Origin of the sequence: Pseudoalteromonas sp. APC 3358, assembly GCF_030408075.1 — a bacterium.
Classification (GTDB): domain Bacteria; phylum Pseudomonadota; class Gammaproteobacteria; order Enterobacterales; family Alteromonadaceae; genus Pseudoalteromonas; species Pseudoalteromonas arctica.
The window spans coordinates 1-20628 of sequence record NZ_JASDCE010000013.1 but is presented as its reverse complement, the minus strand read 5'-3'; the positions used below and the strand labels follow the sequence as shown (position 1 = coordinate 20628).

General features: G+C 36.5%; 22 protein-coding genes. 16 read left to right on the top strand and 6 right to left on the bottom strand.

The window, feature by feature from the left end; translation table 11 throughout:
* Positions 1–20: 20 nt before the first annotated feature.
* The 3 genes from QL995_RS17415 to QL995_RS17405 form a co-directional block, all read right to left on the bottom strand.
* The gene (locus tag QL995_RS17415; protein WP_024597506.1) at positions 21–983 is read right to left on the bottom strand and encodes a hypothetical protein; all 963 of its coding nucleotides are present in this window, start codon (positions 981–983) and stop codon (positions 21–23) included.
* A 260-nt stretch (positions 984–1243) separates the two neighbouring features.
* A complete protein-coding gene (locus QL995_RS17410; protein ID WP_024597505.1) occupies positions 1244–2335 on the bottom strand; it encodes a ParB family protein in 1092 nt (363 codons plus the stop codon).
* Positions 2335–3552, bottom strand: a complete 1218-nt coding sequence (locus tag QL995_RS17405) for an AAA family ATPase (RefSeq protein ID WP_024590316.1) — start codon at positions 3550–3552, stop codon at positions 2335–2337. The genes QL995_RS17410 and QL995_RS17405 overlap by 1 nt, the downstream gene beginning before the upstream one ends.
* Before the next feature lie 1115 nt (positions 3553–4667).
* Here QL995_RS17405 and QL995_RS17400 point away from each other — a divergent pair.
* The 6 genes from QL995_RS17400 to QL995_RS17375 all read left to right on the top strand — a co-directional run bounded on the left by QL995_RS17400 (position 4668) and on the right by QL995_RS17375 (position 11331).
* Positions 4668–5774, top strand: a complete 1107-nt coding sequence (locus tag QL995_RS17400) for a hypothetical protein (protein WP_024597504.1) — start codon at positions 4668–4670, stop codon at positions 5772–5774.
* A 308-nt stretch (positions 5775–6082) separates the two neighbouring features.
* A complete protein-coding gene (locus tag QL995_RS17395; protein WP_024597503.1) occupies positions 6083–6361 on the top strand; it encodes a hypothetical protein in 279 nt (92 codons plus the stop codon).
* A gap of 1025 nt (positions 6362–7386) precedes the next feature.
* Positions 7387–8352 (top strand): tyrosine-type recombinase/integrase, encoded by a 966-nt coding sequence (locus QL995_RS17390; protein WP_290294710.1) that lies wholly within the window; start codon positions 7387–7389, stop codon positions 8350–8352.
* Positions 8353–9045: 693 nt separating this feature from the next.
* Positions 9046–9477 carry a S24 family peptidase gene (locus QL995_RS17385; protein WP_024597500.1) on the top strand — a complete coding sequence of 144 codons (432 nt, stop codon included), beginning with the start codon at positions 9046–9048 and terminating at the stop codon, positions 9475–9477.
* Positions 9441–10760: a Y-family DNA polymerase gene (locus QL995_RS17380; protein ID WP_084324674.1), complete on the top strand. Its 1320-nt coding sequence runs from the start codon at positions 9441–9443 to the stop codon at positions 10758–10760. The genes QL995_RS17385 and QL995_RS17380 overlap by 37 nt, the downstream gene beginning before the upstream one ends.
* Positions 10761–10791: 31 nt before the next feature.
* The gene (locus QL995_RS17375) at positions 10792–11331 is read left to right on the top strand and encodes a hypothetical protein (protein ID WP_024597498.1); all 540 of its coding nucleotides are present in this window, start codon (positions 10792–10794) and stop codon (positions 11329–11331) included.
* A 364-nt stretch (positions 11332–11695) separates the two neighbouring features.
* On the opposite strand, the gene QL995_RS17370 is transcribed toward QL995_RS17375, so the two are convergent.
* Positions 11696–13438, bottom strand: a complete 1743-nt coding sequence (locus tag QL995_RS17370) for a phosphoadenosine phosphosulfate reductase family protein (protein WP_139015558.1) — start codon at positions 13436–13438, stop codon at positions 11696–11698.
* A gap of 156 nt (positions 13439–13594) precedes the next feature.
* On the opposite strand from QL995_RS17370, the gene QL995_RS17365 reads away from it, so the two are divergent.
* The 3 genes from QL995_RS17365 to QL995_RS17355 all read left to right on the top strand — a co-directional run bounded on the left by QL995_RS17365 (position 13595) and on the right by QL995_RS17355 (position 14820).
* Positions 13595–13864 carry a hypothetical protein gene (locus QL995_RS17365; RefSeq protein ID WP_024597496.1) on the top strand — a complete coding sequence of 90 codons (270 nt, stop codon included), beginning with the start codon at positions 13595–13597 and terminating at the stop codon, positions 13862–13864.
* Positions 13865–13995: 131 nt separating this feature from the next.
* The gene (locus tag QL995_RS17360) at positions 13996–14271 is read left to right on the top strand and encodes a hypothetical protein (protein ID WP_156520104.1); all 276 of its coding nucleotides are present in this window, start codon (positions 13996–13998) and stop codon (positions 14269–14271) included.
* 24 nt (positions 14272–14295) lie between these two features.
* Complete coding sequence (locus QL995_RS17355) at positions 14296–14820, top strand: hypothetical protein (RefSeq protein ID WP_024597494.1); 525 nt, start codon at positions 14296–14298, stop codon at positions 14818–14820.
* A 72-nt stretch (positions 14821–14892) separates the two neighbouring features.
* On the opposite strand, the gene QL995_RS17350 is transcribed toward QL995_RS17355, so the two are convergent.
* Positions 14893–15567: a hypothetical protein gene (locus tag QL995_RS17350; protein ID WP_024597493.1), complete on the bottom strand. Its 675-nt coding sequence runs from the start codon at positions 15565–15567 to the stop codon at positions 14893–14895.
* A gap of 344 nt (positions 15568–15911) precedes the next feature.
* Here QL995_RS17350 and QL995_RS17345 point away from each other — a divergent pair, with 344 nt between their 5' ends.
* The 7 genes from QL995_RS17345 to QL995_RS17315 all read left to right on the top strand — a co-directional run bounded on the left by QL995_RS17345 (position 15912) and on the right by QL995_RS17315 (position 20078).
* Complete coding sequence (locus QL995_RS17345) at positions 15912–16331, top strand: hypothetical protein (RefSeq protein ID WP_290294708.1); 420 nt, start codon at positions 15912–15914, stop codon at positions 16329–16331.
* Between the two features lie 293 nt (positions 16332–16624).
* Positions 16625–17272 carry a hypothetical protein gene (locus QL995_RS17340; protein WP_024597491.1) on the top strand — a complete coding sequence of 216 codons (648 nt, stop codon included), beginning with the start codon at positions 16625–16627 and terminating at the stop codon, positions 17270–17272.
* Positions 17273–17337: 65 nt separating this feature from the next.
* Positions 17338–17748, top strand: coding sequence for a helix-turn-helix transcriptional regulator (locus tag QL995_RS17335; RefSeq protein ID WP_050582135.1), 411 nt, complete (start codon positions 17338–17340; stop codon positions 17746–17748).
* 3 nt (positions 17749–17751) lie between these two features.
* Entirely contained in the window at positions 17752–17931 is a 180-nt protein-coding gene (locus QL995_RS17330) for a hypothetical protein (RefSeq protein WP_158000901.1), read from the top strand.
* A gap of 207 nt (positions 17932–18138) precedes the next feature.
* Positions 18139–18621: a HEPN domain-containing protein gene (locus QL995_RS17325; protein WP_024597490.1), complete on the top strand. Its 483-nt coding sequence runs from the start codon at positions 18139–18141 to the stop codon at positions 18619–18621.
* A gap of 134 nt (positions 18622–18755) precedes the next feature.
* Positions 18756–19322 (top strand): hypothetical protein, encoded by a 567-nt coding sequence (locus tag QL995_RS17320; protein WP_024597489.1) that lies wholly within the window; start codon positions 18756–18758, stop codon positions 19320–19322.
* 33 nt (positions 19323–19355) lie between these two features.
* The gene (locus QL995_RS17315) at positions 19356–20078 is read left to right on the top strand and encodes a hypothetical protein (protein ID WP_024597488.1); all 723 of its coding nucleotides are present in this window, start codon (positions 19356–19358) and stop codon (positions 20076–20078) included.
* A gap of 125 nt (positions 20079–20203) precedes the next feature.
* On the opposite strand, the gene QL995_RS17310 is transcribed toward QL995_RS17315, so the two are convergent.
* Positions 20204–20628: Tn3 family transposase (locus QL995_RS17310; protein ID WP_290294707.1), on the bottom strand; the 425-nt coding region annotated here is incomplete at its 5' end.

Genomic DNA, 20628 nt, shown 5'->3' with positions numbered 1-20628 from the left:
GAAAACCAATTTGTTAAACACTAATCTAAACCAGGAGTAGTGTAGAAATGTTCCTTCCAGCTTTTATCTTTTTTCCTCCAAGTTCCATCAATTCTGGGCACTCTATTTAAACACTCAACCCAATCAGCTAATGACGGCACGTATTCAGTATCGGGCATAGCGATAGGCCGCTTATTAATGAGAACGCATTCACTTAGATAGCGAATAACATGTTTTTCCATTCCAGTTAAATCCCTATTGAGCTCTTCATCCTCAACGTGGGGCTTAGAAACTAAGTCAAGTTCAGGGTCAAAGCTTACATTGCACTCAGCAAGAAAATCGATTTCGGCTTGGTTTTTCTTTCTTGGCACTGAATGCGATGTAAATATACTGAGCCTACCTAATCCATTGGCTTTGTCTTGAGCAGACGGGAATAATTGTGGGTATGTAAGGTAGACAAGTGCAAATGCCTCATCTTCTTCATAATATTCACTATTAAGGGTTAGATGTGAGGGAATAGCATCACCACGCTCTTTCGTTAGTTTTAAACCACCATGCCCGGCAGTCTTAACAACCATTATTCCATCTGCGAGTTGTCTTTGCTCTACTATAAGCCCCCATGGTGAGGTCAGCTCAAGTATCGCTCTTCGGTCTGACGGTGAATATCCAACGCCTGCATTTTCCAGCATGTTTAGCACCATGCCATGAGAGTAATTATACTTAATGTAGCGCGACAATCGTTCGCCTAGAGCTTCATGGGCGTTGTTTTCTGCTGTTATGTAAATTGGTTCATGTGGGCATGATACATGCTCTATAAGCTCATCCCACGATGCATAACCTAATGCAACAGAAAGGGCTTCATGCACTTCTTTGAGCGTTGGCGGCACTGAGTCGAAGCAGGTTACATCAAACGGTATTCCAGATTCGTTCCATTCGTAAAAAAGAGCATCAGCCCATGCACTCGCTTCTATAGAGTGAGCAGGTGTTATTTTTACGTTTTTCATAGTTACTTTCTTTTTATTTTTTATGATAAGGTTTATATTAGTTTATAGGTTGTCAAAATCAAAATACCGTAAACTGATGTATTACCTGGTTGTTAAGAGAGTAGGGTGAACAGAGTAAGTAAAGGAATAACGTGTATTATATCGCTGGAATAATTTGCTATATTTTGTTGTAAGTTATTGTTTTCAAGGCAAATAAAGAATAAATAACTCTTGTATAAAAAACACAAAAAAACCTGCTAATCAGCAGGTTTTTATCAAGGCTATTGGTTATGTTTTTCCAAGAGCGCTACTATAGCTTCTTCGATTTCTCGTTTAGCCTCTTCAGTAATTTTGTCAAATGTATAACTTACCTTTCTACCCTTTTCAGTTTTTTTAGCTGTTCTTTGATTACCCTTACAGTCAAACAGTTTAGTTGTAACCGCTTTATCCTTCGGTTTGGCAGTAAGTTTTTTGTTTGCATTTTTAATAAGAGTTAAAACAGCAATTTTATATTCATCGGCCGCAAGGTTATCATCTATGCTAATAATTTCAGTTTCGATTTCATCTATAAATCCATCAAGAAAGTTGTTACTTTCAAGTTCGTCTTGCACTTGCTTGAGAAGTTTATAGTCAGCAATAGCGAGCGTGTTCACATCAGGGAAAAGCGTTAGCATTTCCTTTTTTACCGAAGCAGCAGTGAGCGCTTTACTTATTAAGCTTTGGCTAACACCGAGCTGTTCTGCTAATGCAGTTTGATTTAAGGTTTCGCCAGTCTCATTAAAGTGATTATCTTTAATCAACTGACAACGCAAACCAATATCTCTTAAGCTATGCTCTTTTGCTGATTGAAGCTCTTTTGCTAACGCTTTCGCATCACTGACGCTTATATCTTCGCTAGAAACGAGAAGGTGAAACTCCTTAATCGCTCCTTCTTCATATAAAAACCGGGCACGCCTACGTGAGCCGTCTAATATATCCATCTTCCCATCAAGTAACCTTGCAATGGCCGGTGTATATTGTTGCGTAAGAATTGAGTTTAGATCTTGTAATGACTCAAGGGTTAAATCGTCTTGGAATCGTCCGTTAACCTCAAACGTGACGGTGGTATTATCGCGTACTTCTTCATAAGACAATGTAACAGGTGTGAATTCTACTTTTTTACCTGACTTCAAAGTCCATACTTTACTTTCCCCAACTGAACTTAAACCAAAGAACTCTTTAAGCACTGCATTTGTATTTTGATTTGAGCTTTCAATTGCAGATTTTAGATCCTTTGATAGATGCTGTATTTTACTTATTGCTGCGTCTACTATCGCATCTTCTCCACCTGGTACACCACCTGTCGGATTGTTAAAGCCACGTTTTTTTGCCATTATTTTTCCTCCTTACTGCTTTCACGCCATACTTTTGCAATATCTCTATATACCTGACTTGTTACTTCATACCCATTTACTTGAGCTTTTAGAAATGAAGATTTACTTTTGTCGTATTCACTTTTGGACATATCGAAGACAGTAGCCATTGATGCTTGGCAATTAGAAACAGCCTCAGATGCTTTAAACTCTTTTGAGTATAAATAGTCCGAGAAATCATCACACAAACCAGTCATCAATCCTGTCGTTGTTGTTGAGCCTTCTTTAAAATTAGTAAGTAACATTTTCATAAAATCGAAGCCGGGATGACCTGCTTTTTTTAAAATAGCCCACACTTGCTGAATAAATTCAAAGTAAGAACTTGTGGCATCAATATCGCTTTCAGTTACACCTAATGGGTAGATAATACCCGTCGCCGCGTAGTAAGCATTATACGTTGGGAAGCCTAGGCTCGGTGGGGTATCTATGATAATTATATCAAATTCACTTTCAACTTCATTGATGATGTTTTTTAAAATTGAATACGGGTTTTCAATTTTATTATTAATAACTTGTTCGTGAAACCAGTTGTCTAAAGCTCTATCTGATTGTGCAGCCGGTAGGATACGTAAATTTGGTATTGTTGTTGGTAAGAATGCATTTGAGATCACTTGCTGCTTTGTTTCACCTTCGTCTAGCTCATAGTTCCCAGTAATCAAATCACCAGATGATAGCTCACCTAACGCCTCTGACTTCGTAGCGTAAAAGGTTGTCAATGTTGCTTGTGCATCCATATCAATTAGGCCAATGCGAAATTCTTGATGGAACTCAGTTGCTAGGCAAGAAGCTAGTGTAGCCGCAGTAGCTGTTTTAGCTACGCCACCTTTTTGATTTTGTATCGCGATTACTTGGAGTTTTTGATTTGATCCACGGTTGAATTTTTCCGCTTTTCTCAAATCTTGAGGCATTAGATCACGTACCTTGTATATTTCTTCTAAGTCCAGTGACCACTGAGAATCATCATGTCTGCGAGGGTCGATGTTAGCTAATTTTGTGTATTTATCTATAGTAGCCGCATGCACACCTAAATAGTCTTTGCTTTCATTACGAGTAAAGTTGCGAAGTTGTTTTTGGTTATTACTCAACAATCTTCTATTACGCGCTTCTTTATGATTGGTTGCGCCTACACTTAAATTATAAAAATCTCTATCAGTTTTAGCTACTTTTTCTGAACTCATGAAAAACCTCATACTTAACAATTATTCTAGTAAAGTGATAGTACATAATATGTATAACTGTGTATACCGATTTTTGTAATGCGAGTCATTTTTTGATACATGAATCGTGCATTGGTGTGTGGGCAATTATTCCCATATATATCGCGATTCCAAAATGCTGAAAACGCAATAAAATGATTATGACTATTGAAATAAACTACTTAGTCAATTCTGTAAAGTGGATTTATCCGTGCGTAATGACGTCAGGCAACTCAGTGGCCATAAAAAATAGAGCCGATTGGTTATTGCATTTGTCATCGTGTCTTATCAAAAGACGTTTAAATGTAGAGCATGTGTTCTGTATTGATTACAGTTTTTTTGCAGAAAAGTAGAAAAGTGTCTTCATTTTTTACACTTTTATTAAACTATCATTTCTTTCTTAAACTTTTTACACATTAAATATGTATACGTCTAAAACACTCATAAATTTAATGTTGTAACAACCTGATTTAAAACACATTAAATGCTTGTTTGATCGTTTGAAAAAATGTGGCTGGCTTATTGCAGAATTGAGTATGTGACAAACAAAACAGGAGAAATGTATGTCTATTATAACAAAGCGTTATGCTTATGCTTTTGTATCAATTTTTTGCCAATTTTTTTTTACGCTGCAATTATAAAGTTTGGAAATAGTGAAGATATAGCCAGACTTGTATGTATTTTAATCAACATGATTAGTATGTATTTGTATATAAAAGCTCTTATTACAGATATAAACTATCATGGAATTTATTAACAAAATTTCGTAAAAACTGCGAAAGTTAGTGCGAAAGCTTTCGCGTTTTTTCTGTATTTAACATGGATATTTTACAGTTATTAATATTTTTATTTCTGTAAATTTAAATAACTAACTCAGTTAGTGGTTAAGTATAAAATGCAATATAAACAATGGTTTATATTTCTTATTTTTCCTTTTTGCGTCTAGTTTTAAGCTCGTTCATATTGTAATTAATTGCGAAACTATTTCCTCGCTAATGGCGAAATTGTTTCGCGATAAGAGCGATACTATTTGCCGTAATTGCCTATATGAACAAGCGTGTGTATAATTCAATCATGTTTAAAAGTAGGTAATACCAATGTCTGCAAAAACCACTTCATTAAATCACAAAAAAATGATTCATGAGTTGTGTAATAACTTAGTAAAAAAAGGTATTGAGCCTAACATTCCTATGCTTTTATCGTTGATCCCTGAAATTAAAAGCACGAGCACAGCTCATAAACACTTACTATCTTGGAAGACTATTAGGGCCCAAGAGCAAAAGGAATGGTTTGATAACAAATTTGCATTATCATCTAACTTTGCACAAACGTTTATGGATGAATTGGCGCTAAAGGAAAAAGAGGCAGAACTACGCTATAAAAACCAATTTAATGAAGCTAATAGTCAGCGTTTAATAGCCGAGCAAGAACTATCACAATTCAAAGCTGAATATGAGGCACTGAGTCTTAAGCAAGTGGCAAGCGAAACAAGGATAGAGCTACTTGAGAGGCAGTTAATGCAGAGTCGAGAGCTTGCTAATGAAAATCAAGAAAATGATGCACAATATCAAAAAACTCTGGAGGAGCTGACTCGCACGCATTCTCTGGCCGTAAAGGAGCTAGATACACAAATTGAACAGTTGAGAACAAAAAATCTGTCTAGTAGTAGGTTGAACCAAGAGCTAGTAGAAGAGCTAACTTCACAGAAAGCATTAGCTAGTGAAAGCAAGGCTCACGCACAAACGCTAGATGAAAGAAACGCTAAATTACTCTTAAGTAATGAAGCCCTTATAAAGCAGAATGAAAAAGTTAATGCAGGGCTTGAAGATGCTACCCAGGCGCTAGAAGACAATAAAAATAAAGTTAATGAACTCACCGTAGTAAAAACTGCATTACAAAACGAACTAAAAACGCTGAAAGCTTCTAATTTAGCTTTACAGGAAGAAACTGACAATTTTGAAATTTATAATAATGATATAAGCCCTAATAACATTAATTTAAATGAGATAGCGGAATCAGAAGATAAAGATTTAACTGCGTTAAATGATGCTAATTTAGCATTAAGTAAAGAACTCGAATCTGTAAAAGCTGCACTCAAAGAGACTGATGCTAAGTTACAGGATGCTTACACGCATAAGATGAACTTGTTAGTTGAAGTAAAAAAACAGAAGACAGCTATAGATTTACTATGCAAAAGAAAGTAGAAATTAGTAAATATGATTTGTTCAATATCGGCAAATGATGACCCTCTCTGGGTTGTTTTTGGTATCGTCGCTTGTGCAGCGCTTGGCATGCTTATTCTGTGGTTTGGGAATGTTAATAAAGGAAAATTGGAAGAATGATTAAAAAGATTACTGAATGGCGAGTAGGGAACACCCTCTTCATAAGATGGTCAAATGGAAAGGTTAGTGCAGTCGGCAAGTCAAATAAGTAGGTCAATAATTTCATGGTTTATATTGGAGGTATTATCAATATAAACAGTTGGTTGTAACAAACTTAGGTGTTTATTTAAATGTTATTAATGTTGGTTTTTCTATCGGTTTTAGCAACCGGCTCTTACACATTATCAAAGCTGATCAGTGGAGCGCTGGGTATGTTTGTCTTTTCTGTCTCAGCTTGCGTGTTCTTCAGTTGGAGATATTTCACTACTGATGTTTACACCAATGCCACCAATATTTTTGAAACAACTTCAAATGCATTAAGCGAGTTTAACTTGCCAGTAGCTATTCTTACGTTTGTTGTATCTATTTTTTCGGGGTTATATTTATTTGCAGTTAAGGCCACAAGCTAATAATTTGAAGGCGGAAAAGATTGCTAATCTCAGCGCGCTTTTTATATTTATAGAGTTGTGTATAATTATTAATAGACCTGACTGGAGATATTTATGAGTACAATTCAAATTGCGACAGCTATTGTTATAACTATTACAATATTTACACTTGCTGGTGGTTTGTATGCGTTAAAGAATAAAATTAAACACTAATCACTTTGGCGTCATACATTTTCATCTATCGCAGAAATAAATCCTGATGCCAGGATAAATCTAATAATCCTCACGAAGCCATTCACATCAAGCTATCTAAACCCTTGTGCTTTATAGTTAGCATTAATAGAATTCTAATTTTCTGAAAAATGAATTAGAACCATTATATTCGCCCTTTCTAGCTTAGTAGCCTAGATAAAAAACTGTGACATAATTTAGAAACAAACTGTCCAGAAGGGTTGGTTCATGGTAGTTTTTTTATTTGTTACAATTTATTTGATTAGTCATTTATTTACTTTTTATATTTATAAAAAGTGTAATTTTATGGGTGGCCCGAACGCTGCAATTTATTTACTATCGTGTTATGTAAGTCAATTGATCATACCTTTGTTTATATTGCTACTATCCTTAATATTGTCGGGTGTGGCACAAAATTTATTCGTTGCTCGAATTGCAGAGTATTTTACTGCGTGCTTAGGTTTGATTTTGTTCACCACCATTAATGTAATGATTTTTAGTGTTAAAAGTAAAAAAAATAGTTAAATTAACATTTTAAAAACTTAGGTGAGTTGGCCTGAGTTTTTTATTTAAAGCCCAATTTAACATAAAAATAGGTATCGTAAATAGCAATTTACAAGAGTTATTTTCACTGTGTAGAGGTTAGCTGCTACAGTGGGTGAATGCGACTTAATAGTTTGCCCGTTAGCACTAAAGTTTGCCCATTACTCAGTGATGATAAAGCAAGCAATTATGATGTTCGGGTTTGATTTCACAGATTTAAACTAAAACGCTTTAATTTAAATCTACAAAAACATATATATAGAGGTTTGATTGTGGCAAGGTTTGCAAAAGAGTTATTTGATGTGCGGCACGATTTAGTGGTTGCCAGCAGTAGGTATAAAAAGAGAGCAATTTACAAAGATTTAAAATGTCCGATATACAATTACCTTTTATCGCTCAACTCCGAATCATCTCAACATACAGTTAGTCGGGTTCTACAAACCATAGCAAGGCATATGGGAAGAGAGTCAATCTACGAAATCAGATGGGGAAATTTTAATTCCGGCACTATCAACACATTAATAGATAGTTTGAAGTCTAATGGAAGCTATGCGCCAAACACTATCACCTTATACATATCGGTTGTGAAGCAAGTTGTTGAACATGCGTATCTTCTCGGTCAAATGTCCACAAGACAACGCGATGCAATTAAAAGTAAAAAGGTGAAAACAGGCTCAAGAACAAAAGAGTATACATTGTTAAATCATGAGGATGTAAACGCGCTTTTAAGTAAAGTGGCTGGAAATAATCAAGATTATGTAGTTAAATGCCGCGACTATGCAATATTCTCTATTTTGTTACGTTGTGGCTTGAGGCGTGAAGAAGTGACAAATCTTAAAGTGAGTGATGTAAAAGAAAAGGCAATTCGAGTAATAGGGAAGGGCAATAAAGAGCGTAAAGTTGCCATGCACCCGGTTGTGTTGGAGGCAATAAATAAATGGGTTGCTGTTTATTCGTACTCTAACAAAAGCAAACCGTTATTCGTCCGTATTCTAAAAGGTGGCCACATACAAAATGAAAAATTGAGCCCCGACGCTATTTTTAAATTATGCAATAAATATGACGCGCCAGCACCCCACTCATTACGTAGAAGCTTTGCAACAAATCTATATAAAAATGGCGCAAATATAAAAAATATCTCTCTTTTATTGGGTCACAACAATATCTCAACCACGGAAATTTATGTGCGTAGAGACGATGAAGATCTTTATAACGAAGTCATCCAAAACTTACTATAAAGCTCATAAAAATAACGCTCTAAAATCTAACTAACCACGGCCATCAAACGTACATGGGTACCACTTAATTATTACTGTTTCAGCCTCTTTTAAAAACGTATTTATTCTATTTAATCAGAGGGTCATGTTCACCCTCTTTAATTCAGTTACAATCAATCATCAGACAGCTTTTTTTTGATATAAATCGTCGCTGCGCCAGAGGCGATAGAAGATCCAGCTTTTAGGATGGCACTACCAATTTTTGGCGTGGAATCTTTAAAACACCAATGACATAGCGGCCTGCGCATTAAGGAACCGTTTGCATAATTTTCGCAACCTGGGGCTAAACAAACTACTATTGGCTTTCCGCATTCTTTTCTAGGACAATAAGATAAATCTCTTCCCTGTAAGCCTGCTAAGACGAGTTTAGGCTTAATTTCTGTTTTACAGAATGAGCATAAACCTTTTACTTTTTCGGATTTTAAAGCGTCATTTAAACTTACCCAAATTTTTTTTCCTTCATAAACAACCCAACCTCTTTACATTAAAACCTAAAGTTAACCCATGAGCACGCTCAGTTAGTAAGTGAACGTGAAAGAATCATTTTATAATCTAATTTTTACTTTTTGAATTACTATACACCCATCATTTGATACTTGCTTGTATTAATAATTACACATAAAATAACTGTATATTTAAACAGTGGTGCTCGATATGCAACCAATTTCAATTATGAAATCCAATAGCTTATTTTCACTCTCTGACTTTAAAGCCGCAGCTGGCTTTCCAAATCCTGCAGAAGATTGTTTATCCAAACCAATTAGCTTGGATACATTGCTGATGGCGCGGCCAAACAGTTCTTTTTTATTCAAGGTAGCTGGAGATAGCATGATCCCCGACATTCAAGACGGTGCAATTATCGTCGTAGATAAATCTTTAAAAGCCACTACCGGTCGAATAGTGCTTGCAACACTTGATAATGAGTTTGTTGTTAAGCGTTTAAAGTTAGAACCTGAAAACAACAGGGCACTATTTGTAAGTTCGAACACAGAGTACGATCCAATCGTGGTCGAATTTGATGATGAGAATAATTGGGATGAAAATATTATATGGGGCGTTGTGACCAGCGCTATCAGTATTTTTTAATGTGGGTTCTCTGTGATATTAACGCTGCATATGTTTCATTTATTCAGCTATTCAACCCTCAATATGACATTAATTCCACTCCGCTTGGTGTGTTAAGTTCAAACCAAGGCAATGTTATAGCGCGAAATCAGCCTATGAAAGCGCTAGGCATAAAAATGGGCGAGCCCCACTTTAGAATAAAAGAATTGATTCAAAGCAGTAATGGCCATGTGTGGGGCAGTAATTTCACTTTATTTGGTGATATGAGTAACCGGTTTCACACAGAACTAGAAGAACTAATGTTTGACTGCCACCGCTACTCAATTGATGAAAGCTTTGGTCGTATTGATTCAACCATGGTTCCAAACCCTAAATCATACGCATTACATATTAAAAATACGTTGGCTAAGAACCTGGGTATTGGTGTTGGTGTCGGTGTCGCTCATACGAAAACACTTGCCAAGTTAGCTTCTCATGCTGCGAAACTTAACGAATGGAAAGCTAAAACAAATGGGGTTGCTGTGCTCGATACCCCCCTTAAAGTCGATTGGGTACTGCAAAGAGTTAAGACCAGAGATGTTTGGGGGGTAGGTTCTAAAACATCCGAAAAGCTCTCTTCACTGGGAATAACGTCAGGATTAGAATTAAAGAATTTTAATGTAGTAGAAGCAAAACGTAAATTCGGTGTTGTTTTATCTCGAACTATACAAGAACTCAATGGTGTGAATGCAGTGGAGCTTAAGGACCTAAACGAAGGTCGCGATAGTATTTGTGTTTCTAAAAGCATGGGTAAGCTTGTTTCTGATTTAAATGAGCTTAAAAGCGCACTTTCTTCACATGTTTCAACTGGAGCTGGTAAGTTAAGACGGTTTGAATTATTCACCAACAGCATAACAATATTTGTCTCAACGGATGTTTTTAGATCTTCTCAACCACAGCTGAGTAAGAGCATACAAGTTAACTTGCCATTCCATTGTGCTGACTGTGATGTGTTGATCAAATACGCAATGTTTGGCTTAAGTCAGATATATCAGGAAGGTTATTTATTCAAAAAAGTTGGTGTGATCTTCAACCAGTTATTGTCAAAGAATGACCACCAGCAACTCAATCTGTTTGTTGATTCAGGCATTTCACTCGTCAATAAAAAGACTACAGTAAGTGATGAAATAAACAGTAAATTTGGCAACAATGTTATCAGATTTGGCGTGCAGGGCTTTAAGCAGGAGTGGAAGCCAAAAGATGATTTAGCGCCAAAGAGCTACACAACAAACTTAAAAGAATTACCGGTTGCATTTGCTAAGTGATAGTACGTGGCCAATTAACAGGAGAAAACCGATGCTACTCAATTTCATTAGGAAGTTATTCAATAAACCAGCAGCTAATACTGTTCAAGTTGAAAATAAGATTAACTATCAAGAAGAAACTTCATCTATTGCAGAGCCAGTCCCTTTCAATGAAAAATTATATGAGCACTTTTCAAAGCTTTCAATGCATGATGGACAGCTACCTTTGCATTTATATCACGGAGGTGCCCATAAACCAGGGTTGCCTGTTAAAGGTACTTTATGGCTAAGTGATAATTACGATGAGGCATATAGCTACGCAAATTTTGGGAGTAGCTATATACGAGACCTTGAGCCGATTGTTTTTAAAGCTCAACCAAAAAAAAATTTAAAGCTATTAAGCTTTCCTGGGAATCATGTAGAGATCTTAAAGGAGATTTATGGTGGAGCATGGTCTCATTCACAGCTACATAAAGATATTGTTCAAATATATAATGTAGGGAAAATAGATTTTGATGGTTTTTATAGGCCTTGTACTAATGAGTATTTTATAATAAATGTAGAAGAAAATTTGGGCTTTATTGAGGAATAATGCATAAAAGATTAAAATTAAACATCGTTTTTGGTTTTGGCGCTTATTTTGTCTTCGCAGGCTGCGCCAGAACCACTATATTTAATTCTTTATACCCCTAAATGAAAGCCCTTCAATTTGATGCGTTTGCCACAGCACGGCCTGCACCTAAGGCACATCTCTTTTTCACTTTAACTATACGACCTGCAAATTAACACTTTTTATCTGTGCAGATTGTTTTTAATTTGACATAAGATATATTCTTCTAAAAAGTTATTGTTTCATTTTTTAACTCCTTTAATGTGCAAACTACTTATAAGATTTCGTAAATATTTAGCTCAATGTTGCATTTAGAGCACGCTACTTAATGTAAAAATATATGGCATTAAAACAAGCTTAGTTGAGGCTTCGGATTAAGTTTTGATTGAAACTCTACTGCCTTCTCAGCTGAAGGGTAGTTATTGTAATATTCATCAGCTTTTATATTATTTGCGGTTAAATAATTAACTACTTGAGCAATCTTGCTTTGATTGTGGAGCCTATAGAGTTGACTTTGAGGCATCTGAATAACACCCAAGTTAATCATATCCTTCAATATTACAGTAGGACATACCCCATTTTTTAGTGCATTATTATCTAAATATATTGGAAAAATTTCCTCAACATATTCCCAAGCTTTCCCGTTCTCTCCAATAGTGAACTTCTTTACGTTATCAAAAGGTAGCGTTAAAAAAGAGTCATAAGCACTGGATACTCGATGAGGGCTCTGTAGTAAGTTTTCCTCCTCATCAGTGACTAAACCCTTTGCGCTGATATTATCTATTGCGTCTGCAATATCAAAGTATCGCTCATTATCACTGGCCGCTACTGCTTTAGGTTCAGTATACTCAGTTTTAGGTATATGGTAACGATTACCCAATGTGTGTACATCATGCCAAGCTTTGATTGCCTGACCAGGCGAAGTTTCACCACCTTCTCTTGCAAAATAAAATTGAATTGCAACAATGCTAGGGTAGTCTATCAGCTGAAACTTTGGATCCTCGCCTGCTTCCTCCGCCCTTTCAATTTCCAGTGCATCTAATGTTAATGTGAATTGCAGCAATTTCATACGGTATTCAATTGAGTAGTCATTAAAAGAGAGTTTAATGAATTTATTGTTTAGTAATTTCTTACTATATCTAGCGCGAGTTAGCTCTAAATCATTGAGAGTATTAAACATATAATTTCTCAACTCTAAAATTCCTGACATATACCCGTATTGTTTATTAGACGTTTGAATTTGATTTTTTAAGCTTAAATCTTCTTTAACAAGGCTACACAACGTACAGCCAAATCGGGACGAACACGGCTTGTTATTTACAGTCGAGTTACCTACAAGTAGATCACATGCTCCAGAATTTCCTGCGCTATAATGCATCCTCAAATTAGCCGTTAGATCTTCACCAAAAGATTCAACATCACCATTTTCAATTTTATTAATAAGCTCCCAAACATCATTTAGCGTCCAATCTTTTATCGGCGCAAGCTTGTAGCCCATATCTGTTAATGTAACTACGTCAATTGTTTCACTTCGCATATCAAGCGCTGCAGCTCGTGCTTGGGATTCCGAGGATCGGGAGCCTGACAGATTTAATATTTTATCTGTTTGATACTTAACTTTCAGTTGCTTAGTAAAATCTATTAAGGGGGTAATTTTCCAATCTGATGTACATTGCCTTCTGCCAACCTGATTATTCATTGTTCTTAACAAAAGGCCGCGACCGATATACTGAACGAGAGGCCTTGATTGCGTCTTAGGCTGTATAAAAGTTGAAACAATTGGTAAGTTGAATTCTTCCCCGTACGACTCTAAAGCTAAATGGCAATCTTTTAGAAAATCCATTATTTCAAAATTGTCTATTGTTGTATCAACCGTAGTAACATGTAGCGGCCCAACATTAGGATTAACCATCATCGCCTGCTTCAGCGCTTCCGCAGCACAGTGTGCTACACAAAAGGAGTCTTTGCCACTTATACCTACTTGGGTTACGTAGCCCCTCAAATACAAATCTCTTAATGTAGAAATGGTTTTACTAACCTTGGACATTTGATTATGCATCCCAATAATAATTTTTATCCAAGTTATCACCTATCAAAAACCGCGCTACTCATTCAAAATTAAGGTAACCAACAGCTATACAAAAACTAAACCAGCAATTAATCATTAACGTCTTTACCGCTTTGTAAAGTGGAGGAAGTCACTAGATAAGCTATACTGTATAAAAAAACAGTTAACGGTGGTTTTATGTCTTTTGGTGATGGATTAAAGTCAGGCAATTACTCTAAGAACCCTTACAGTGTAGGTAGTGCGGAGTTTGATAGCTTTGAAAGAGGTTGCACTCAAGCGCTTAAAAGAGGTTTATTAAATATAGGCAGGTTACGTGCAGACTTTGACTACCACAGCAGGAATCGACCTGAGTTTATTGATATGTCTGAACTCAAAGGCTCCAAAGTCATAGATTCAAATAATCAAAATCCTATTTCAAATAGCTATGCTCGCGCCAAAGGCTTATAGCTATGCTAATCGTTTACTATAAAGCGCTTTTATTATAACTTGGTCTATCGCGCAAATAATGGAGATATTGAGTGACGATTTACGGGAAAAAGAAGCCAAATGTTGATGTCCGCGCACCCAGCAGGGGTGAATTGAAGCGAATAGGGCTCTCAGCGGGGGTCATATTATGTGGGTTTGTTGTAAATAAAACAGACACCGATGAATATTTAACTTTCTCAGAATTAACCGGTCGTGAGCATAAGCGAGGTTGGGGTACTAATCCCGAGTCTGCACAAGTGTATTCAAACCCTAAAAAAGCATTGAGTGCTATAACCGGCTACGACATGTCACTCATTGAAATATGTGCTTTGTTTGAACATAAGAAACAGATCTTTGTGTGGCCGATGCCTGAAGAAGCTTTTGAATAGTAAGTTAAAAAAGGAATTTTTAGTATGACAGTAACTAAATGCAATTTAACCATTGATGATATTTTTGGTGAAGGCGCAATTGATACCCAGAAAGAAACATCGCCAGAAGCCAGGGCTCAAAATTTTGCTTTGTTTTCTTCGTTCCCTGACCGATTAGAAAGAACTAAAATAGAGAAATTCAATTTTAACTCCGTTCAAGAAATCCCCATATGCAAAAAATATAAGCGACCAACTAAGTTAAGGTTCATCAAAACAGATGAGACTTTTTGTAATTCAACGCTGGTGGCCATAAGTGTTGATATAGATCGGCTAATAGCGTTTGATGAAAAGCACTTTTTGAGCTTGCACGCTGAACGATACGATAAAGTTAAAAATGCAATTGCTAACGGTGTAATTGATATGCCAATGGTTTATTTATCAGAAGATAAATTACCGCATGTTGGTGACGGTAGGCATCGTATTATTGCGTTACATAAGTTCGGCTTTTCATCAGTGGAAGCGATGGTACCTAGCGAACAGGTAGAAACAATAAAAAAGTGCTTCTTATAACCAATAATAAATTTCTACTGCAGTTTAGTAGCTAGTCTATTCGGTGAACAGGTAAAGATAGACCGTTTAAGATTATTCGAACCCTAGTGTTCTTTTTAGGTTAGGCTGTATGTCTGCCCTATGCTCTAAATGATTTGCCCAATCATGTAAATTCAATACCGCTTTAGAATATTCGTGCCTATTAAAAATGTCATCAAATGATAAGATCATTGTTTCTAGTACCCTAAGACTGAGTGGCGAAAGGTTGCTTTGTGTTTGATAGTTACATAAGTTTTTATCTAGAAAAGCCTCAAGGTTCTTGCGGCTTTTGCAGCAAGGGTGAACTTCTATTACGTGTGTATGCTGGTATTGCTGGTGGCAGAAAATAAACACTCTATCTTCGAATTTTAAAGTCGTTAGAAAATCACCCTCATTTATATCTCCGCCACCACTAGTCTCACTTAAAAATGGAATGTAATTACGTATCGATTGCCGCCCTTTGCAGTGACGAAAACTTCCTGAACACACACTGTAATCGGATTGTACAAATAATTCCTCAGTGATTGACACTTCGTATTTTGCTGAGCAGCAAAATAGTATGTGCTCTAAATAATCAAGATCTAAATTCTCGTTGAACACACACTCACGCAAAGCTTTAATTGTAATACCACAACGCTCAGCTACGCCCTTAGCACCGAGGAAGTGGCTTTCGATATAAAACCAAATTTCTTTGCATAAAACTGGCTGAAAATAAGAAACTGTTGTCATTATAAAACTTACTGAATGTTACTTAGGTCATTTCTTAGTCTAACTCAACTTTACAATACTTCACATGCCCTGGTGAATGAAGACGCTAAACCTTAAATCACTATTCCAATATCGCCCTAGTTCAATTGTCTTTAATAGTTGTTATGGCACTTGAATAGTGTAATCTATATTGCATTATTTAACTTTAAGGTTATGCAACCCTATAAATGTTGAGATAAATATTCGTTGAAAGTGACATAGATACACTTTTAAATATGGCTTGTACTGGAAAATACTGGTTAAAGGATAGGTATTTAATAAGCCAATTAACTTACGTTCCGTTGTCACTTACGGAACATAATTTATTGAAGCTGCATCAGCTGATAAATGACAAAGGCCAAGTGTATAGTAAATGGGTTTTGCCAGCGGCATATAGCCGCAATAAGAAAGATCGCATTATTGAAGTACCTGAAGTGTATTGCCAGGCCCTTGAGCAATATCTTGATTGGTACGAAAAGCAAGAATTACCAGCCGAATTCAAGCACAACTTAGGCACATATAGGGGTTTTAGTGAATACGCTCCTGCTTTATTAAATGACAGGCTAAATGAGTTTGCTATGAGTGAGAGAACCGTTAAGGGCGGCATAAATAAACAGCCAACAAACTTGCGAACCAAAGTAATTACACTGCTTAAAAAAGGCGGTATTGAATGGGCTACTGCTAAGACCTTTGAAGATTCACTAGTCATTCATCTTGCAAAAAATGTGGAGCATGGGGGTAGCTGACTTATTTGGCTACTCATCGAGACAGGTGGTAGCAGATAAATACAACGGCAATTTGCTAAAATTGTCAGATGCTATCAATAGCGTTTATGCAAGAATCAAAGTTACAGGGCATTAAAACGAAAAAACCCACGCCTAAGCATGGGTTTCGTCTTTATCTTATGTCTTTGGTGGGCTGCGTTAGCAGGGATATCCAAAGCTCTCAAGGTTAATACTACCAGAAGTAGTAAATTGATCAACTAAAAGTCTGCTTTGGGTTTACTAAAGCAAAGAAAAACATGTTTTATGGAAAGATAATGCGATACGAAGCAATTGAAAACACTCTATCAATAAGTCGATTTTCAACATACCGAAATACTGTGATTGCAAGGACTGGTGTTGATTGCAATATTAAAGCTCTTTCGTTATATGAATGGAACGCTAATTTGTCATCTAATTTTCTATTTCCGTTACATATTTATGAAATAACTATACGCAATGCTATTAGTGATGCGATTGCTTCAAGGTATGAGGTAGATTGGCCTACAAATACAGTATTTCAGAACTCACTAACCTTTAAAAATAAAAGAGGTTTATTAGCTGCAATAGGCGGTGAATACCAAGGGCTAGGTAAAGTATTGCCTGAACTAAAGCTATCTTGGTGGGAAGAGATGTTAACAAGTAGGCATGATGGACGTATTTGGAACGATTATATTCATACTACTTTCCCTAACGCTGGAAATTTAACAGTGAGAGAGATTAGATCCTTATTAAAACAAGCTTGCTTTACCATAAGGAAACTGAGAAACCGTATTGCACATCATGAACCAATTTTTAATCAAAATAGCTTGTTAGATGTATATCCTCTAATTGAAACAACAGTTGAAATGCGGTGTGCAAGTACTAAAGACTGGCTTAAACAAATAGAACAAGTTAATAATCTACTCCAAAACCCAGTAATTTAAAATATTTCTGGTTAACTTACTAGACATATTTGACAGGTCTTTAATGCAAGGTATACTAGACACATATGACAGGTAGAAAGCTTTCAGTCTTCAAACAAATCGCAAACCGTAAAGGCTGGACGTTTGAAGATATTGGTGAACGATGGGGTGTGTCTGAGCGTCAAATGTCACGGATTGCAAATAGTGGAAACCAAAGAGACATTGACGCAGTGAACGGACTGCCAAACAAACTAGGTGATAACATGAATGAACTTGCGGAATATTTAGGTTTAACGGATGAGCAGTATGATGAGCTAGACATTGAGCTAAATGAAGATACTGGCTCAAGTGGTGAAATGGTTTACTCATATTGGTTTAACGTCCCTGAAACTGCCTCAGCCGAAATTCTGGAAAATACAGGTTGGAAAGTGGGCCAGCTCATAAATGGCATTCCAGTTTGGGTTGTTGATGCAGATGACACTGAATCAGAGTTTTAGTACTTGAATAAGGGACAGCATCACATGGCTATTGATTATATTAATAACCCATACGACAGAGGCCGTGAGAACTTCTGTGCAGATTTTGAAATAACTGATAATCCATATCCAAAGAACACTCAAGCTCATGAAGATTGGTCGCGTGGTTTTTTGGATCAGTTAAACATTGAAATATCTACTTAATGAAGTTGGAATACGGGAGTAAGTTATGGCGAACGAAGAAAATAAGCTCAAATCAAATTCTGAAAATGACAATTTCTTTATTAGAAATACTCACCTAATGATTGCTATATTGTGGGGGCTCTGTGGCCTTGGAATATATTTTTACAATTATTAAATTTAGCTTGCTATTCACTATAAATAACGGTTGGAATAAGGGGCAGAAGGTATATGTCCAATACAGAAATTAATAATCACAGAATGCAAACCGAAGAAGATCGTAGAAGCGGCACTTCATATTGGTTTGGTGTGGCCGGAAAAGTCATAGAAGATAAATTGAATCAAGAGCTGTCAAAAAATAATGTAAGTTATGGCTGGCTTGTGACGCCTTTGGTGGTGCTGATTTCTTTTAGTTGCGAAGCGGGGTTGAAATCTCTCCTACTAAAAAGCAATAAGCAACCTAAAAAAACTCATGATTTATTTAAACTATTTACTGAGCTAGACGCTGATACTCAAGATAGGATTAAAAAAAATATAACGTCCACTGAGTTTGAAGCAACACTCAAAAATTCGTCAAGAACATTTGAAGAATGGCGATACTTGGAATCTAAAGCGGAAGATCAAAATCTAAGTGCAAACTTATTATTCTTAAAAGAGCTAAATACAGGAATTCATAAATGCCTTGGTTTTCCTAGCCCATTGAACCAGTCATAACCAAGGAATATGATTTGTCCCGCTTTGTTGTCGCATGCAATGTGTTTTTTCGGTAGATGAATATAAGAAATATGTTCAAAAATACCCTGATGCACCTGTCATTAAAATTGATACAGATTAGGTTGGAATACAAGATGAAAAGATATTTGTTGTTATTAGCTAGCGGTTTAGCCGTGTTTTACAGTGCCGACAAATTTGTACCTTGGTATATGAACAATGTTATGGACAGTAGTGGTGTTACCTACGCAAATGTTTACAAAGTATTGACGGAAAATCCGAAAGAACGGCCATTGCGACGACTGACATACTCAATGATTAGAGATGAAAAAATCGTTGCGTCTGAATACACAGCATTTATTAGTTTGTATAACAGCGAATTTGGTGGTCTGGTTGGCGTTCCAGCAGCTGATGATTATGAAAAGGAGCATTACCTGAACTTGATTCATGAATATTTAGAATTGAATGGTGAAGTTAAATGTACGTCAGCTAGGTATAACTCAGTAAAAAAATTGGCTATTGAAGATAATCTTAGTTATGGCGAATTTAATAAGCCTTCACACAATCAGGAGCGGTTCGAGTTTGTTAATGTCGAAGGGGATAATGATTGGATTTTAGCAGTTGACGATTGGCGCTGCGTAGATGCCGATTTGAATTTCTTTTCTGTGACGGATAGAGCTATGCCATTATTTCCAACAATATAAAATTAAATAGTTTAACAATATAGGAATGTGTTAATGGTAAATTCTGATTTAGATAGAATGTTAGAAAGTTTAGAAAAATTAAGATCGTCAAACGAAGGGGAGGAGTTTTTCGATGTTTCACTAGCCGCCCTTATCCAGCAAATAAACAACCTTGGAAACAAGGGCGTTTTAGCATTTAAAAAAGCATTCAGCGGCTTTGTAAGACCATCTTTGGGGCAATATCTTGAAAGCGATGGCCAGTCAATACCAGGTCAAAAAGACGACTATATTTTAGGATCTGTTTTTAGAGGGATTTATATATTACCAGAGCCAAGTTCTAAAAGTGTTTTACCTAAACATGTATATAGAGGCTGCGGGATTAATCCTGAGCAAGTGATAAGAGCGAATGGGTTTTATTATAATTCTGGTGAGACAAACTTAATGAAACACCAGGAATCAACGATAAAAAGCATTTATATAAGTGCAACTACCAACATGCAAATAGCTCGCGAATTTGCTTGCCAACACCCCGGTCGTTGGGTTTATAAAATTTCATCACATAATTCGATATCTGTAAACGATTACTTTTCACCTTATTATCTTCATCAAGGAGAGGGCGAAGTTGTTTTTATTAAGAAAGTACCACTTCATCTTATTAAAGGTGTTGCCTGGGCTAAAGACTGGGATGTAATGGAGACAGATTTTTACCCCATAGACCAGTGGGCGAGCTTAGTATCAGAGTTAGTTAATAAAGGGGTTATAAGTTTGAGGGGGTAGTTGTTGAGCATTTAAGAATGATTGTTAACACCATGATGGGGTTCTAGGGATTTTCCCCTCTAAAGTAACATAAATCGCCATAACCCAAGCAGTTAGTGGCTTGTGGAGCTGGGTTACCTTTCATTTTAGACTTCATTTTGAACAATAGGCCTAGTTATTTCCTGTAAATCAGGTAGTTTGCGGTTACTAGCGAACTGATAAGTGCCGCTTAGATTAATATTCTGCCATGCAACGGGTGATACTTGTCGAGTTATTGCAGCTTTTTCCTCGTCACCAACGTCTTCAAAGTGCAGTAGTAGATGACTTAGGATCATCGAGTTAAAGTAAATAATTGCATTTGCCGTCAAACGGGCACACTCGTTCCAAACGACTATTTCTGATTCGTTTTTTCCGCGGAACTGGTCACGATTGACCGATGCAATGGCTCGCCTGAGGAAATGCCAGGCTTCGCCTCGGTTCAGTGCTCGTTGAACATATTGGCGCAGACTTGCATCATCAATATAATCAAGTAAATATTGGGCTTTGATGAGCCTATTATATTCCGTTAATG